This window comes from Bacillus cereus (assembly GCF_002577405.1).
GTDB lineage: Bacteria > Bacillota > Bacilli > Bacillales > Bacillaceae_G > Bacillus_A > Bacillus_A cereus_AU.
Genome location: NZ_NULR01000013.1, coordinates 495,889 through 511,020 on the forward strand (window position 1 = coordinate 495,889; position 15,132 = coordinate 511,020).

Here is a 15,132-nt window from a genome sequence, read left to right on the forward strand (position 1 = left end):
AAAAAATCATATTACAATCTCCTTACTAATAACTACTTATTGCTTTCTACAACTTCATATCCTTTCACAAATAATAGAGTCATATAAGAAACGATAAATGAGAAGATACTATACATACCAACCCAAAAGAAAAATTTTGAAGTAAAGGCGAAAACACCTATTATTAAAAAACTAGCAAACGTTACAATCGGCATTACGTAATACGTTTTCGTTCTACGTGTTCCAATAACAGAAACGATAAAGATAAGTAATGGACAAATTAATAAGAAGAAAATCAATTCATTCATAGTTATGCCCCCTTTTCTAATCACAGTAATCTGTTTTTCGTAAACGTTTTGAAAGAATTACTCTCCTAATATAATTTCGCTAAGTAATAACTAATTCCTTTTGAAAGTCAGTACATTATGATGAATTGTACAATAAAAAAACGTAAGCAAGAGAATATTTGCTTACGTTATAGGATAAACATCGCAACGATCGTGGTGACAATTAAGCCGATAATAACTGGTAAAAAGTTTCGGCGTGCAAGTTCAAACGGATCTACTTTACAAATGGCAGCGGCAGGAATAAGCGCCCAAGGAATTAACGTTCCGCCCCCGGTCCATATGGCTGCAATTTGTCCGAGTGCTGTTAATGTAGCTGTTCCATGCCCAAGTGCTGTTCCGAAAAGGTTTGCAATCGAACCAGCAAGCGAAATACCGGAAAAGCCAGATCCGTCTAAACCAGTAATAACACCAACGATAGTTAATGTCCCTGCAGATACATATTGATTTAAAGGAACAGTTTGAGATAAGGCGATTCCTAAGTCATTGATGATTCCATGTGAACCTTTCGGTAAATAATCTCCAATAATTTTCACAAATCCGCTATCTCCTAAATAAAAGAGTGCAGCAATTGGAATAACAGGGCCGAAAATTTTAAATCCAAATTGGAGCCCTTCTATAAAATAATCGGTCGTTTTATTGAGTCCATGTCCTTTGTAGGCGATGAGGGAAATGATAATAATCATAATAACAGTCGTCCCGCCAATAAGCGCTGTAGCATCGCTTCCTTGTAGTTTAAACTGCATCATACAAAGGATATCAATGATATATACAATAGGGATACATATAGCGAGCCATTTCTTTATGCGAGGAGATAAAAAAATAGTAGTTTTAGATGGTTCAGTTGATGAAGAGGAATTTTGCAACGATAATCCAGTATGAAATTCTTTTCGTAAGAAGAAAAAAGCGACAGAAGTTGTAACAACGCCCATAACAATAACGAGGGGAACACTTGCAGATACGACACTGGAAACAGGGAGACCAGCAGCGTCCGCTGTTAATTTTGGAGCGCCTTGTATAACGAAGTCACCAGATAAGGCGATGCCGTGTCCAAATAAGTTCATAGCAATTGCGACTCCAATCGGAGGAAGGCCGACGCGTACAGCGACTGGTAATAAAATAGCTCCCATTAAGGCGACAGCAGGAGAGGGCCAAAAGAAGAAAGAAATTGTCATCATTAAAAGACCGATAATCCAGTAGGCGAGGGTAGGGGTACGAATCATCTTTGTAAACGGTGAAATCATCGTATCATTTATGCCGGTATGAACGAGTAGATTGCTCATTGAAACGATAATGGAGATGATTAATATAGTTGGTAATAATTCAGTAATGGCGTAAATGAAACTTTGAAAAATACCGCTAATGGCAAGAGGGATAGAACTTGTTGCGGTAAGTGCTAACAAAAAGATAAAAATGATACAAATGATCGTTGTATCTTTCCTGAGAATAAAGAAAGTAATAATAGTCAGTAAACAAAGAACATAGAGAGCATGTAAAAGCGTTAATTCAACTCCCATAACATTCACATCCTTTAGGCGTTCGTGTAGTTCATTGTATGAAAGCAGTGAAAGTATGTGAGTATAGGAAAAAGAAAAAAAGTGAAATTTCATGTACTGTAAATGAATAAAAGAAAATGCCACCTTATTCGGTGGCATTTTCTTATTTCACTGCATGAGCTTTTTGCATCTTCTTAATCAAACGAATTTGTCCGCGGTGATTGATCTCATCTTCAAATACGTGAAACCATTTGAAATAATTGTTAGCTGGTTTGTCATACCAAAAATCTGTCGTTTTAAATAGCCATTCATCAGGTAACGATTGAAAAGTTTCAATTGTTTTAGAGCGTACTTCTTGTAATGTATTGATGTAAAATTCTATAGAGTTTCCTTTTATTTTCTCACGTCCAAGATTCCCCAGCTCGACGCCAGGTAACCACCGTTCTAATTCAGTATCTGTCGGTTCACGGTCTTCAAAAGTATGAATCTGGTAGTAAAATTCAACAGCAGCCATATGGTACAATAGCATGCCGATTGAATTTGCTTCATCATCATATAAATAATCAAGTTCTTCAATTGTTAAACCTTCCACCGCTTGCATCGTTGTGTAACGAGCGTAATTCATCATGGAAACAAGTTTTGAAAATTCAACTTGTAAACCACCTATTTTATCGATTACAAAGTTCAATTAAAATTCCCCCTCTTTAGACGAATACTCCAGAGTAGGAATTCTATGTGCGAAGGGAAATTCCTGTTAAAAAGTTCATAATTTTAACAAGGAATAACAATTAGCTCTCTATTTGATTTTGTAATAACTTCATATCCGTCTTTTGTAATGACGATATCGTCTTCAATTCTACAACCGCCCCAGTTTGGTATGTAAATACCTGGTTCTACTGTAACAACCATACCTTCTTCTAAAGTAGCTTTACTTTCTTGGGATAGGCGAAGAGGTTCATGTATTTCTAAACCAAGGCCGTGCCCCGTAGAGTGACCAAAATATTGACCATATCCATGTTCTGCAATGTAATTTCTCGTTACATCATCGATACTTTTCGCAGTTTCTCCAGGCTTAATTGCTTCAGTTCCGCGTTTTAACGCTTCTCGTACAACATTGTATATTTTTTTGAATTCCTCTGATGGCTCACCGATTGCTATAGTACGTGTTATATCGGAACAATAACCATTGTAAAGTGCACCAAAATCTAATGTAACGATATCGCCATGCTCGATTATTTTATCAGATGCAACTCCATGAGGAAGTGACGAACGAACGCCAGAAGCTACAATGATTTGGAATGATGAAGATGTAGCGCCTTTTTTTCGCATGAAAAATTCTAATTCATCTCTTACATCATTTTCGCTTATTCCCGGTTTTAGAAACGTAAGGATGTGGTGAAATGCATCGTCAGCGATAGTAGCTGCAATTTTCATTGTTTCTATTTCAGGTGTGTCTTTAATAAGGCGAATATTTTCAATGATTTCGCAAACTGGAACCATTTCCGTATGTATATATTTTTGTAGTTTCTTAAATTGTTGCAGAGTTATATTGTTTTCTTCAATTCCAAGTTTTTGGATATTTAATTTTGATACTTGATTTGCCACTTCCTTTTCTAAATTCCCATTATGCATAATGATTTCAGCTTCTTTTATTTGTGATTTTGCTTGATCTACGTAGCGGAAATCAGTTATAAAAACAGCTGTATCCGCAGAGATTAAGACGACGCCGGCACTACCTGTAAAGCCTGTTGCATATTGGCGATTTTCTTTCTTTGTAATGAGTAACCCGTCAATCCCATAGTTTTGTAGTTGTTTTTGGATTTTATTAATTTGTAAAGTCATGTTAATTCCTCCCCCTATTCACAGTATTGAATAAAGCAAATAGCGTGCCAAAAAATATCTTTAGAGAAAAGATAGTGAGAATTACATATGTTTTAGAGAAGATAAGAAATTTAGCCCAGTATTTGTGGACGGGGGCTGCTTGTGAAATACATATTCCTTCAATTAGCACAGTGGGAGAATGAAAAAATATCAACTCAAGACTCACTTTCTTTACACACTGTAAAAAAAAATATGCAAATCCGAAGTGGAGCTGTCAAATTTTTTTAACAATATTGAAGTTAGAAAAGGAAAGTAGAGTTAAAGCAATTGCTACAGATGACAATAGTGGAACGATGAGATATATCGAAGCTGCAGATGAAAAATATAAGATGACAAAAGAAAGATGTTATGAATTAGTGAATGGATGATATATGAACTAACTTGAAAGCATTAAAAAAATGCGTTGCTAGCAAGCAACGCATTTTTTAATGTTTATGCTTTTAATTTCATTACAGTATCAGCATCAGGTGTTACATATACGGTTTGCTGATTGTCGTACGTAACAAAACCAAGTTTTGCACCACTCGGTTTTTTCACATGGCGTATTTTTGTGAAATCAACAGGTACAGAGCTAGACTCTTTTGCTTTACTGTAATAAGCGGCAATTTTTGCAGCTTCCAGTAAAGTTTCTTCAGCAGGTTCTAAAGAACGAATGACAACGTGAGAGCCAGGTATGTCTTTCGTATGTAACCAAATTTCATCGCGACGGGCGAATTTCGTTGTTAAATAATCATTTTGTTTATTGTTTTTACCAACGAAAATCTCTGTACCATCACTTGCTAAATATTTATCCAATACTGGTTTTGTAGGCTTTTTCTTTGCGTTTTTCGTCTTACGATTCCGCATATAACCTTCTTCAGCTAGCTCCTCACGAATTTCTTCAATATCTTTTGAAGAAGCAGCTTCCATTTGTTGAAGTAAGCTATCAAAATAAAGGATTTCTTCATCTGTTTTTTCGATTTGTTCTTCTACAACTACAACCGAATTTTTTGCTTTTTGGTACTTTTGGAAGTAACGTTGCGCATTTTCAGATGGTGTTTTTAAAGGATCTAATGTGATTTTTACAGTTCCGCCATTTTCATCGTAATAATTAACGACCTCAATATCTTTATCACCTTTTTTTAAAGCATACATATTGGCTGTAAGTAGTTCTCCGAATAGTTGATATTTATCTGCTTTTCCAGCATCTTGTAATGTTTTTTCTAGTTTGATGAGTTTTTTCTCATTTTTGTTTTTTTCGTTTTGCATGAAGCGTTCTAAATCATGAGCTTGTTGCTTTACACGGTCGCGCTCTGCTTTTCCGAAAAAGAACCGGTCTAACAATTCACTAACAGATGAGAAAGTTTTTTCTTCTCCCTGCAAGTGTGTAAGTGAGAAAAGATAAAAGAATTCTTTCCCGTTTGCAGTAATCATTGTTGGTGTATATGTATGAGTTAGTAATGGTTTTTGTATGGAGAAAAATGCTTCAGATAAAGCTTTTTCATTTACCATACCTGCTCTTTTCACAACTTCTTTTGCGAATAACGGTGATATTCCTGTAAAAGTGCCGACAAGCTGTTTATCCATGTTTCCAGATAGAAAGTCTAGAGGTCTAATAAATTCAGCATCTGTTTCAATCTGAATTGGGTTAATTTTATGTTGTGCTGGCGGCGCAATATATTCAGCTCCAGCGTATACAGTTCGATGTCGGTTTACTGCTAAAGAAACGTGTTTTAAGCTATCTAAAATATTATTTGTTTTTGTATCTACTAAAATGATGTTACTATGTCGTCCCATTATTTCAATTACTAATGTTTTTTGTGATTCGTCACCAATTTCATTTCTGCTGCGCACTGTGATTTGAATAATACGCTCTAAATCGATTTGTTCTATTTTTTCAATGAAGCCACCTTCTAAATGCTTACGGAGAAGCATACAAAACATTGGCGGAAGTGCAGGTGAATCGTAATTTTGATTTGTTAAGTGTAACCGCGCATATGTCGGGTGAGCGGAGAGAATCAGTTTTTGGTTCTTTCCGTTTGCTCGAATATGTAATAAAATTTCGTATTTTGAAGGTTGATATATTTTTGAAATTCTTCCCGTGTAAAGAGAATTTGCAATTTCATGTGTAATCGCTCTTGTAAATAATCCATCGAATGCCATAAATGAACACTCCTTTCTAACTAAAAGTTAATTATAGCATTTTTTTGGACGAGGCTGAATAAGCTTTCAATAGAGTATGTCTGGAATCAGGAGGTCGATAGTAGGATGAACTGGTATGGAATGCGGGCACATGAAGTGGAAGAAAGAACGAATACGAATGTGAAGGTTGGACTTACGGAGAAAGAAGCAGAAGGGCGAATCAAGAAATTTGGTACAAATGAATTAGATGAAGCAAAAAGGCCTTCTGCACTAATGGTATTTTTAGCGCAATTTAAAGATTTTATGGTACTCGTTTTGTTTGGCGCAACAATTGTTTCTGCTTTTTTAGGTGAATATATTGATTCTATCGCTATTGTTGCCATTGTTATTATCAATGGTATTCTCGGTTTTTTTCAAGAAAGAAAGGCCGAGAAATCATTGGAAGCCTTAAAAGAGCTAGCCGCCCCGCAAGTTACTGTACTGCGGAATGGAAAGTGGGTAAAGGCACCATCTAAAGCGCTTGTTTTAGGTGATGTTATTAAATTTTCCAGTGGCGATCGTATTGGGGCTGATGTACGTCTCGTTGAGGCATCAAGTTTATATATTGAAGAGTCTGCTTTGACAGGAGAGTCAGTACCTGTGCAAAAGAAGGTAGAAGCATTGCAGGGGCAAGACGTTTCAATTGGTGATCAAAAAAATATGGCTTTTATGGGTACGATGATTACGCGAGGGTCTGGAACAGGAGTCGTTGTGGCAACTGGTATGAATACAGCGATGGGCCAAATTGCAAATATGTTACAAAATGCAGAGCAAATGGAAACACCACTACAAAGAAGGTTAGAGCAACTCGGAAAAATATTAATTATTGTGGCTCTTATTTTGACAGCGCTCGTTGTATTAGCCGGTGTGTATCAAGGGAATGAAGTATACCATATGTTTTTAGCAGGCGTGTCGCTAGCTGTTGCTGCTATTCCAGAAGGATTACCAGCAATCGTTACAGTAGCTTTATCGCTTGGTGTACAGCGTATGATAAAAAAGAGAGCAATTGTAAGGAAGTTACCAGCTGTAGAAACGTTAGGCTGCGCTTCTGTTATATGTTCTGATAAAACGGGAACAATGACGCAAAACAAAATGATGGTAACACATATGTGGTCAGGTGGAGAGTTATGGAAAGTGACAGGTCAAGGATACGAACCTAATGGATCTTTTATGAAAGGTGAAAAAGAAGTGGATCCAGCTAAGACAAAAGCACTTTATCAATTACTTACATTTGGTTCACTATGTAACAATGCAAATATTATTCAAAAGAAAAAGGCGTATGTGTTAGATGGAGATCCAACAGAAGGAGCACTTGTAGCTGCAGCGATGAAAGCGGGGATAACACGTGATGCACTGAAAGGGAAATTTGAAATTATTCGTGAATTCCCATTCGATTCGACCCGAAAAATGATGAGTATTATTGTGCGAGATCGAGAGGGGAAAAAGTTTGTTGTGACAAAAGGAGCGCCAGATGTCCTTTTGCAAATGAGTCAAACGATCTTATGGGCGGATAAGCAGCAACCATTAAGTGAGTTGTATAGAAAGGAAGTACAGGCGGCTATTCATAGTTTAGGCAGTCAAGCACTTCGAACAATTGCAGTTGCATTTAAGCCATTAAAAGCAACTGATTCTATTGAACATGAAAGAGACGTTGAAAAAGATTTTATGTTAGTCGGGATACAAGGGATGATTGATCCACCAAGACCAGAGGTAGAGCAGGCGGTAAAAGAGTGTAAAGAAGCTGGTATTCGAACAGTGATGATTACAGGAGATCATAAAGTGACAGCGATGGCGATTGCGGAACAATTAGGAGTTTTACCACCTGGTGGGCGTGTTGTTGAAGGAGTAGAGCTCGCGAATATGGATGTAGAGGAACTAGAAAATGTTGTAGAAGATACGTATGTATTTGCTCGCGTATCACCTGAACATAAATTGAAAATTGTTAAGGCGCTGCAAAATAAAGGGCATATAGTAGCGATGACAGGTGATGGAGTGAACGATGCCCCGGCCATAAAAACAGCAGATATCGGGATAGCGATGGGAATTACAGGGACAGATGTTGCGAAGGAAGCTTCTTCACTTGTTTTGCTAGACGATAATTTTGCTACGATAAAATCAGCAATTAAAGAAGGTAGAAATATATACGAGAATATACGTAAGTTTATTCGATACTTACTAGCGTCAAACGTTGGAGAAATTTTAGTAATGTTATTTGCAATGTTACTTGCATTACCGCTACCGATGGTTCCAATTCAAATTCTATGGGTGAATTTAGTTACTGACGGTTTACCAGCGATGGCATTGGGCTTGGATAAGGCTGAAGGAGATGTGATGAAGAGAACGCCACGCCATCCGAAAGAAGGAGTATTCGCTAGAGGGCTTGCGTGGAAAATTATTAGCCGAGGATTTCTCATTGGGGCAGTGACTTTAGTGGCGTTTATTATTGCATATAATCAACATCCAAATGAACTGAAATATGCGCAAACTGTAGCATTTGCGACGTTGGTGCTTGCTCAACTTATTCATGTGTTTGATTGTCGTAGTGAACATTCTGTCTTCCACCGCAATCCATTTGGGAACGTGTATTTAGTTGGAGCGGTTATCATTTCTTTACTGTTAATGCTAGTGGTTATATATTATCCACCGTTACAACCAATTTTTAGCACAATGCCAATACAAGCAAGAGATTGGTTGTTAATTGGAGGGTTGTCATCAATTCCGACTTTCTTACTAGTAGGATCTTTATTAACAGGGAAAAAAGGGAAGAAGAAAAAGCCAGTATTATATAAGAAGGGATTAAACTTCAAATAGTCAATGAAATGAAAATGTGATATAATTTACAGAAGGTAGTAGAGCCTTGTCTCTATTACCTTTTTCATTGAGTTATTTCATGGCTTGGATGTGATAAAGATGATTTGTAGTATGACGGGATTTGGAAGGTCAAAAGTAGAGAATGATACTTTTCAAATTACAGTAGAAATGAAGTCGGTGAACCATCGTTTTTTAGAAATGAGTGTTCGACTTCCGAAGCAAATGATAATGTTTGAAGACAAAATTCGTAAAATAATTGCAAAGCAAGTTCGCCGTGGACGTATTGAAGTGTCCATTAGCATAGTGGGTGAAGGGCTTGTTGAAAGAAAATTAAGTGTGAATTGGGCGCTTCTCAAGCAGTACCAATCCATTATGGAAGATATAAAAGGAAAATTTCAATTACAAGATTCTATTACATTGCAACAACTAATGGCAATGCCAGAAGTAACGGCAATTGAAGAAGTAGAAAATGTAAATGAACAATTTGAGAACAGTTTATATGAGGCTGTTCGCCAAGCTGCTCAAATGTTAAAAACGATGAGAGATGGCGAAGGAGAACGATTACATAAAGATATAGCGTACCGTTTACAAGAGATTCACAATTGTGTAGATGCAATTATTCCACATGCGCCAATTGTTACACAAAAATATCGTGAACGATTAGAAAATCGCTTAAAAGAATTACATAATCAAGATCTAGATGAACAAAGATTGCTAACAGAAGTCGCAATGTTTGCAGAGCGTTGTGATATTCATGAAGAGTTAGTTCGTTTGCAAAGTCATTTAGATCAATTTCGTGAAACACTGCAGATTGAAGAGCCTGTTGGAAGGAAAATGGACTTCATCGTGCAAGAGATGCATAGAGAAATTAATACGATTGGTTCTAAGGCAAATGACTTAACAATTTCAAAATATGTTGTAGAAATGAAAAATAACCTTGAAAAAATTCGTGAACAAGTACAAAATATTGAGTAGCTTTCAAAAAATATATAAAGTTATACGTGGTGGAGAAATCGGAAAGACTTACTAGGAGGCGCAAACTATGGCCATGCGGTTTTTAAATATTGGATATGGTAATATTGTATCTGCCCATCGAATTATTGCTATTGTAAGTCCGGAGTCAGCTCCTATTAAACGAACAGTACAGGAAGCACGTGAACATAATGCTTTGCTTGATGCTACGTATGGGAGAAAAACAAGGGCGGTTATTGTTATGGATGATGGGCATGTTGTATTAAGTCCAATTCAACCAGAGACGATTGCACATCGTTTGAATAATAAAGAAGATTTAAGTGAGGAAGGGTAGGTTTTACATATTTATGAGAAGTAGAAGAGGATTGCTCATCGTTCTTTCAGGACCTTCGGGTGTCGGGAAAGGAACGGTTCGAAAAGAGCTGTTTAGCCATGAGGATACACGTTTTCAGTACTCTATTTCAGTAACGACACGTAAACCGCGTGAAGGTGAAGTAGATGGTGTGGATTATTTCTTTAAAGAGAGAGAAGAATTTGAAGAAATGATTCGTAATGAAAAATTACTTGAATGGGCTGAGTTCGTTGGTAATTATTACGGAACACCAATTGATTATGTTGAAAAAACATTACAAGAAGGAAAAGATGTGTTCTTAGAAATTGAAGTACAAGGGGCAATTCAAGTTAAGAAAGCCTTCCCTGAAGGTGTTTTTATTTTCTTAGCACCTCCAAGTTTATCTGAGCTAAAGAACCGAATTGTCGGTCGTGGTACAGAAACTGAAGATGTTATTGAAAATCGTTTAACTGTAGCGAAAGAAGAAATCGAAATGATGGACGCTTATGACTATGTTGTAGAAAACGATCAAGTTGAATTAGCTTGCGACAGAATTAAAGCAATTGTGGTTGGGGAACATTGCCGCCGCGAAAGAGTAGCAAAATATTATAAAGAAATGACGGAGGGTCTATAATTATGTTAAATCCATCAATTGATTCATTATTAACAAAAATCGATTCTAAATATACGCTTGTAACAGTAGCTGCAAAGCGTGCACGTGAAATGCAACTTGCGGACAATTGTGTTATTGAAAAGCCTGTTTCTCATAAATGTGTAGGTAAATCATTAGAAGAAATCGATGCAGAAGTATTAAAATATGTACCAAGTGAAGAAAAAATAATTGATTAAGACCTTCTTTTCGACAAATTAAAACATAGACTTTATAATTTTCTATGTAACGGTAACAACCTATTTACAAGTAGGTTGTTATTTTTTTACGACAGAGCTGAAAAGAACTTGGATAAAGAAGAAACGAAATGCTAGCACTGACGAGCTGGAAAAGTTCCATTTCAGCAGAATAAGTTTGAAAAAGAAAGAGGACGAGTCATATGCTAAAAGGGAAAAAAATACTTCTATGTGTAACAGGAGGTATTGCGGTTTTTAAAGCAGCAGCGTTAACAAGTAAATTGACACAGGCAGGGGCCATTGTAAAAGTAATGATGAGTGAGTCAGCAATGAAATTTGTTACGCCTCTTACATTCCAAGCACTTTCTCGCCATGATGTATATACAGATACATTCGATGAGAAAGACTCAGCTGTTATTGCGCATATCGATTTAGCAGATTGGGCAGATGTTGTACTTGTTGCACCTGCTACAGCCAATTGTATTGGAAAATTAGCTGGCGGTATTGCGGATGACATGATTACAACTACTTTGTTAGCTACTACAGCCCCAGTGTGGATTGCACCTGCTATGAATGTGCATATGTATGAAAATAAAATTGTTCAAAAAAATATGATGACGTTAAAAGAGTTAGGATATACATTTATTGAGCCTGGGGAAGGCTTTTTAGCGTGTGGTTATGTAGCGAAGGGAAGACTTGAAGAGCCTGAAGCAATTATTGCACGGTTAGAGGAGGCTTTCTCGGAACAAAAACCATTGCAAGGAAAAAGAATATTAATAACTGCTGGCCCAACACGTGAAAAGATTGACCCAGTTCGTTTTATGACGAATTTTTCTTCTGGGAAAATGGGATATGCGATTGCAGAAGTGGCGGCAAAATTAGGTGCTGAGGTCATACTTGTTTCAGGACCGACAGCATTAAGTCTGCCATTACATGTAACAACGATACAAGTAGAGTCTGCACAAGATATGTTAGAAGCGGTCCTTCAACATTATCAAAATGTAGATGTTGTTATCAAAACAGCAGCAGTTGCAGATTATCGCCCGAAATATGTTCATGACAATAAAATGAAAAAGCAAAACGGTGATGCTGTAATTGAATTAGAGAGAACAGTAGATATTTTAAAAACGTTAGGTGAAAAGAAGGATAAACAGTTACTTATCGGTTTTGCGGCTGAAACGACAAATGTAGAAGAATACGCAACGAGAAAATTACGCGAAAAAAATGCAAATATGATTGTTGCGAATGATGTAAAAGCGCAAGGAGCTGGATTTGGTACAGATACGAATATTGTAACAATGTATAGAAAAGATGGAGAAGTTATTGAGTTGCCACTTTTAACGAAGAAAGAGGTTGCTCGTGAAATATTAAAGCAAATCGAAATGATGCTAGAAGATGATCATTTATGAAATTTGCGAGTGTAATTGTTGATGTACCTGCTCGTCAGACAGATCGCCCATTTGATTATATTATTCCAAAAAAATGGGAAGATATTGTCCAGACAGGAATGCGTGTAGTTGTTCCATTCGGCCCAAGGAAGTTGCAAGGATTTATTATTGGGATCAAAGATTCGGTTGATGTAGAAAGTAAGAAATTAAAGACAATCCATGAAATACTAGATGTAACACCGGTTTTAAATGAGGAATTATTAAAGCTTGGGTATTGGCTTACAAGTGAAACGTTATGCTATATGATTTCAGCTTTTCAAGTCATGCTTCCCACAGCGATAAAAGCAACGTATAAAAAGCGTCTACAACTTCGTACACAAGAAGAAGTAGCACCTGAAATATTATACTTATTTCAAGATAAGGAAGTGCTAGATTTTGAAGTGATCGAGGCGCAGCCGCATTTATACCGAATAATTCAACAAGAAATTAAAAATGGCACGATTGAAGTCGTTTATCAAGTGAAGGATAAAGTGCAGAAGAAGAAACAAAGAGTAGTTCAGCCGGAGTTGCCAGAAGATAAATTGGAATTAGCGGCATTTGAACTGAAAAGTAAAAAACAACAAGATGTACTCTATTATTTTGTGGAAAATTATAAAAGTGTACCATTGAAAGTGATAACAGAAGAATTACAAATAACAGATGCTCCAATAAAAGCACTTGTTAAAAAGGGGCTAATCTCAGAAAAGTATGTGGAAGTATACCGAAATCCGTATGACGATGATGATTTTGAACAAACGAAACCATTTCCACTTACTGAGGAACAAAAACAAGTTATTACACCGATTTTAACATCAATTACAAATGAAACTTACAATCCATTTTTACTATATGGTGTTACAGGAAGTGGAAAGACAGAAGTATACTTACAATCTATAGCGGCAGTGCTCAAGAAAGGAAAAGAAGCTATTGTACTTGTTCCTGAAATTGCGCTAACGCCTCAAATGGTAGATCGTTTTAAAGGCAGATTTGGCTCGCAAGTTGCGGTTCTTCATAGTGCGCTGTCTGTTGGAGAAAAATATGATGAATGGCGTAAGATTTTAAGAAAAGAAGTAAAAGTCGTAGTTGGTGCGCGTTCAGCGGTTTTTGCTCCTTTTGAAAATTTAGGAATTATTATTATCGATGAAGAGCACGAATCGAGTTATAAGCAAGAAGATAATCCGCGGTATCATGCAAGGGATGTAGCTGTGTGGAGAGGACAATATCATAAATGTCCTATCGTTCTTGGCAGTGCAACACCGACGCTTGAATCGTTTGCAAGAGCGAAAAAAGGTGTATATGAATTACTGACAATGGAAAAACGCATGAATGAGCAAGCTTTGCCAACGGTAGAAATTGTTGATATGCGTGAAGAACTTCGTGAGGGTAATCGCTCAATGTTTTCGAAAGCACTGCATGAAAAAATAGCAGATCGATTAGAAAAGAAAGAACAAATGGTACTCTTTTTAAATAGAAGAGGTCATTCTACATTTGTTATGTGCCGTGATTGCGGGTATGTTGTACAATGTCCGCATTGTGATATTTCGTTAACTTATCATAAAATGAATCATCGTTTAAAATGTCATTATTGCAGTCACGAAGAAAATATGCCAACTGCATGCCCTGCTTGTAATAGTACTCATATTCGTTTCTTTGGTACGGGAACACAAAAGGTAGAAGAAGAAATCACAAAATTATTCCCAGAGGCGCGAGTTATTCGAATGGACGTGGATACAACAAGCCGTAAAGGAATGCATGAAAAATTATTAAAGGCATTTGGTGAAGAGAAAGCAGACATATTACTTGGAACACAAATGATCGCTAAAGGACTTGATTTTCCGAAAGTGACGCTTGTTGGTGTTTTAACGGCAGATACGATGCTTCACTTACCTGATTTTCGGGCGAGTGAAAAGACCTATCAGCTATTGACGCAAGTGAGTGGACGAGCGGGGAGACATGAATTGCCAGGAGAAGTTGTAATTCAAACGTATACACCGGAACATTACAGTGTAGAATTAGCAAAGAATCAACAATATGATGTGTTTTTTGAACAAGAAATGCAAATGAGACGAACAAGACAATATCCACCGTATTATTACGTTGTGCTTGTAACGGTGTCTCATCCAGAATTATTAAAAGCAGTCAAAGTGACAGAAAAAATTGTTGGACATTTACGAACGCATTGCACGGAGCAAACAATGGTGTTAGGGCCAGTTGCTTCAGCAATTCCAAGGATAAAAGATAGATATCGTTATCAATGCATGATAAAATACAAACGGGAACCAAACTTAAAGAACGTGCTCAAAATGGTAAATGAACATTATCAAGCAGAAATGCAAAAAGAGCTACAAATCTCAATTGATTTTAATCCAACAATGTTAATGTAGCGGAGGGAAATATGGCAGTATTAGAAATTGTAAAGCATCCAAATGAAGTGTTAGAAACACCATGTGAAAGAGTAATTAATTTTGATAAAAAGTTAGTGAAATTGTTAAAAGATATGCATGAAACTATGTTAATTGCAGACGGCGTCGGTTTAGCTGCGCCTCAAGTAGGTGTAAGCTTGCAAGTAGCGGTAGTTGATATTGGTGATGATACTGGAAAAATCGAGTTAATCAATCCATCAATACTAGAAAAACGTGGTGAACAAGTAGGTCCCGAAGGCTGTTTAAGCTTCCCGGGACTTTATGGTGAAGTGGAACGTGCGGATTATATTAAAGTACGTGCGCAGAACCGCCGAGGTAAAGTGTTTTTATTAGAAGCGGAAGGATTTTTAGCGCGTGCAATTCAACATGAAATCGATCATTTACACGGTGTTTTATTTACATCGAAAGTGACGAGATATTATGAAGAAGGCGAATTAGAATAGGGTTAAAAGGAGCGGTTTT

The 15,132-nt window shown here is 36.8% G+C and carries 13 protein-coding genes and 1 pseudogene; 9 read left to right on the forward strand and 5 right to left on the reverse strand.

The window, feature by feature from the left end; all coding sequences use genetic code 11:
- Positions 1 to 32: 32 nt before the first annotated feature.
- The 4 genes from COC96_RS18550 to COC96_RS18565 form a co-directional block, all read right to left on the reverse strand.
- Positions 33 to 287, reverse strand: coding sequence for a YbeF family protein (locus tag COC96_RS18550; protein WP_098769131.1), 255 nt, complete (start codon positions 285 to 287; stop codon positions 33 to 35).
- 167 nt (positions 288 to 454) lie between these two features.
- The gene (locus COC96_RS18555; RefSeq protein ID WP_098769132.1) at positions 455 to 1,840 is read right to left on the reverse strand and encodes a hypothetical protein; all 1,386 of its coding nucleotides are present in this window, start codon (positions 1,838 to 1,840) and stop codon (positions 455 to 457) included.
- Between the two features lie 142 nt (positions 1,841 to 1,982).
- Positions 1,983 to 2,507, reverse strand: a complete 525-nt coding sequence (locus COC96_RS18560) for a DinB family protein (protein ID WP_098267876.1) — start codon at positions 2,505 to 2,507, stop codon at positions 1,983 to 1,985.
- Between the two features lie 83 nt (positions 2,508 to 2,590).
- A complete protein-coding gene (locus COC96_RS18565; RefSeq protein ID WP_098769133.1) occupies positions 2,591 to 3,661 on the reverse strand; it encodes a M24 family metallopeptidase in 1,071 nt (356 codons plus the stop codon).
- A 281-nt stretch (positions 3,662 to 3,942) separates the two neighbouring features.
- Between COC96_RS18565 and COC96_RS18570 the strand changes: the two are divergent.
- A pseudogene (locus COC96_RS18570) lies at positions 3,943 to 4,068 on the forward strand (lysozyme inhibitor LprI family protein); the annotation flags it as partial.
- Positions 4,069 to 4,132: 64 nt separating this feature from the next.
- Here COC96_RS18570 and COC96_RS18575 read toward each other — a convergent pair.
- Positions 4,133 to 5,842 carry an Rqc2 family fibronectin-binding protein gene (locus tag COC96_RS18575; RefSeq protein WP_098769134.1) on the reverse strand — a complete coding sequence of 570 codons (1,710 nt, stop codon included), beginning with the start codon at positions 5,840 to 5,842 and terminating at the stop codon, positions 4,133 to 4,135.
- A gap of 105 nt (positions 5,843 to 5,947) precedes the next feature.
- On the opposite strand from COC96_RS18575, the gene COC96_RS18580 reads away from it, so the two are divergent.
- The 8 genes from COC96_RS18580 to def all read left to right on the forward strand — a co-directional run bounded on the left by COC96_RS18580 (position 5,948) and on the right by def (position 15,113).
- Entirely contained in the window at positions 5,948 to 8,671 is a 2,724-nt protein-coding gene (locus COC96_RS18580; RefSeq protein WP_098769135.1) for a calcium-translocating P-type ATPase, SERCA-type, read from the forward strand.
- Positions 8,672 to 8,770: 99 nt separating this feature from the next.
- Entirely contained in the window at positions 8,771 to 9,646 is an 876-nt protein-coding gene (locus COC96_RS18585; RefSeq protein ID WP_098267873.1) for a YicC/YloC family endoribonuclease, read from the forward strand.
- A 67-nt stretch (positions 9,647 to 9,713) separates the two neighbouring features.
- Positions 9,714 to 9,977, forward strand: a complete 264-nt coding sequence (remA, locus tag COC96_RS18590; RefSeq protein WP_001251456.1) for an extracellular matrix/biofilm regulator RemA — start codon at positions 9,714 to 9,716, stop codon at positions 9,975 to 9,977.
- A 13-nt stretch (positions 9,978 to 9,990) separates the two neighbouring features.
- Complete coding sequence (gmk, locus tag COC96_RS18595) at positions 9,991 to 10,608, forward strand: guanylate kinase (RefSeq protein WP_001257739.1); 618 nt, start codon at positions 9,991 to 9,993, stop codon at positions 10,606 to 10,608.
- Between the two features lie 2 nt (positions 10,609 to 10,610).
- On the forward strand, positions 10,611 to 10,823 hold the full coding sequence (rpoZ, locus tag COC96_RS18600; RefSeq protein WP_098267872.1) for a DNA-directed RNA polymerase subunit omega: 213 nt from the start codon (positions 10,611 to 10,613) through the stop codon (positions 10,821 to 10,823).
- Positions 10,824 to 11,023: 200 nt separating this feature from the next.
- Positions 11,024 to 12,229 carry a bifunctional phosphopantothenoylcysteine decarboxylase/phosphopantothenate--cysteine ligase CoaBC gene (gene coaBC / locus COC96_RS18605; protein WP_098267871.1) on the forward strand — a complete coding sequence of 402 codons (1,206 nt, stop codon included), beginning with the start codon at positions 11,024 to 11,026 and terminating at the stop codon, positions 12,227 to 12,229.
- Positions 12,226 to 14,631: a primosomal protein N' gene (gene priA, locus COC96_RS18610; protein WP_098769136.1), complete on the forward strand. Its 2,406-nt coding sequence runs from the start codon at positions 12,226 to 12,228 to the stop codon at positions 14,629 to 14,631. The genes coaBC and priA overlap by 4 nt, the downstream gene beginning before the upstream one ends.
- An 11-nt stretch (positions 14,632 to 14,642) precedes the next feature.
- Positions 14,643 to 15,113, forward strand: coding sequence for a peptide deformylase (def, locus tag COC96_RS18615; protein ID WP_098267869.1), 471 nt, complete (start codon positions 14,643 to 14,645; stop codon positions 15,111 to 15,113).
- Positions 15,114 to 15,132: the final 19 nt, after the last annotated feature.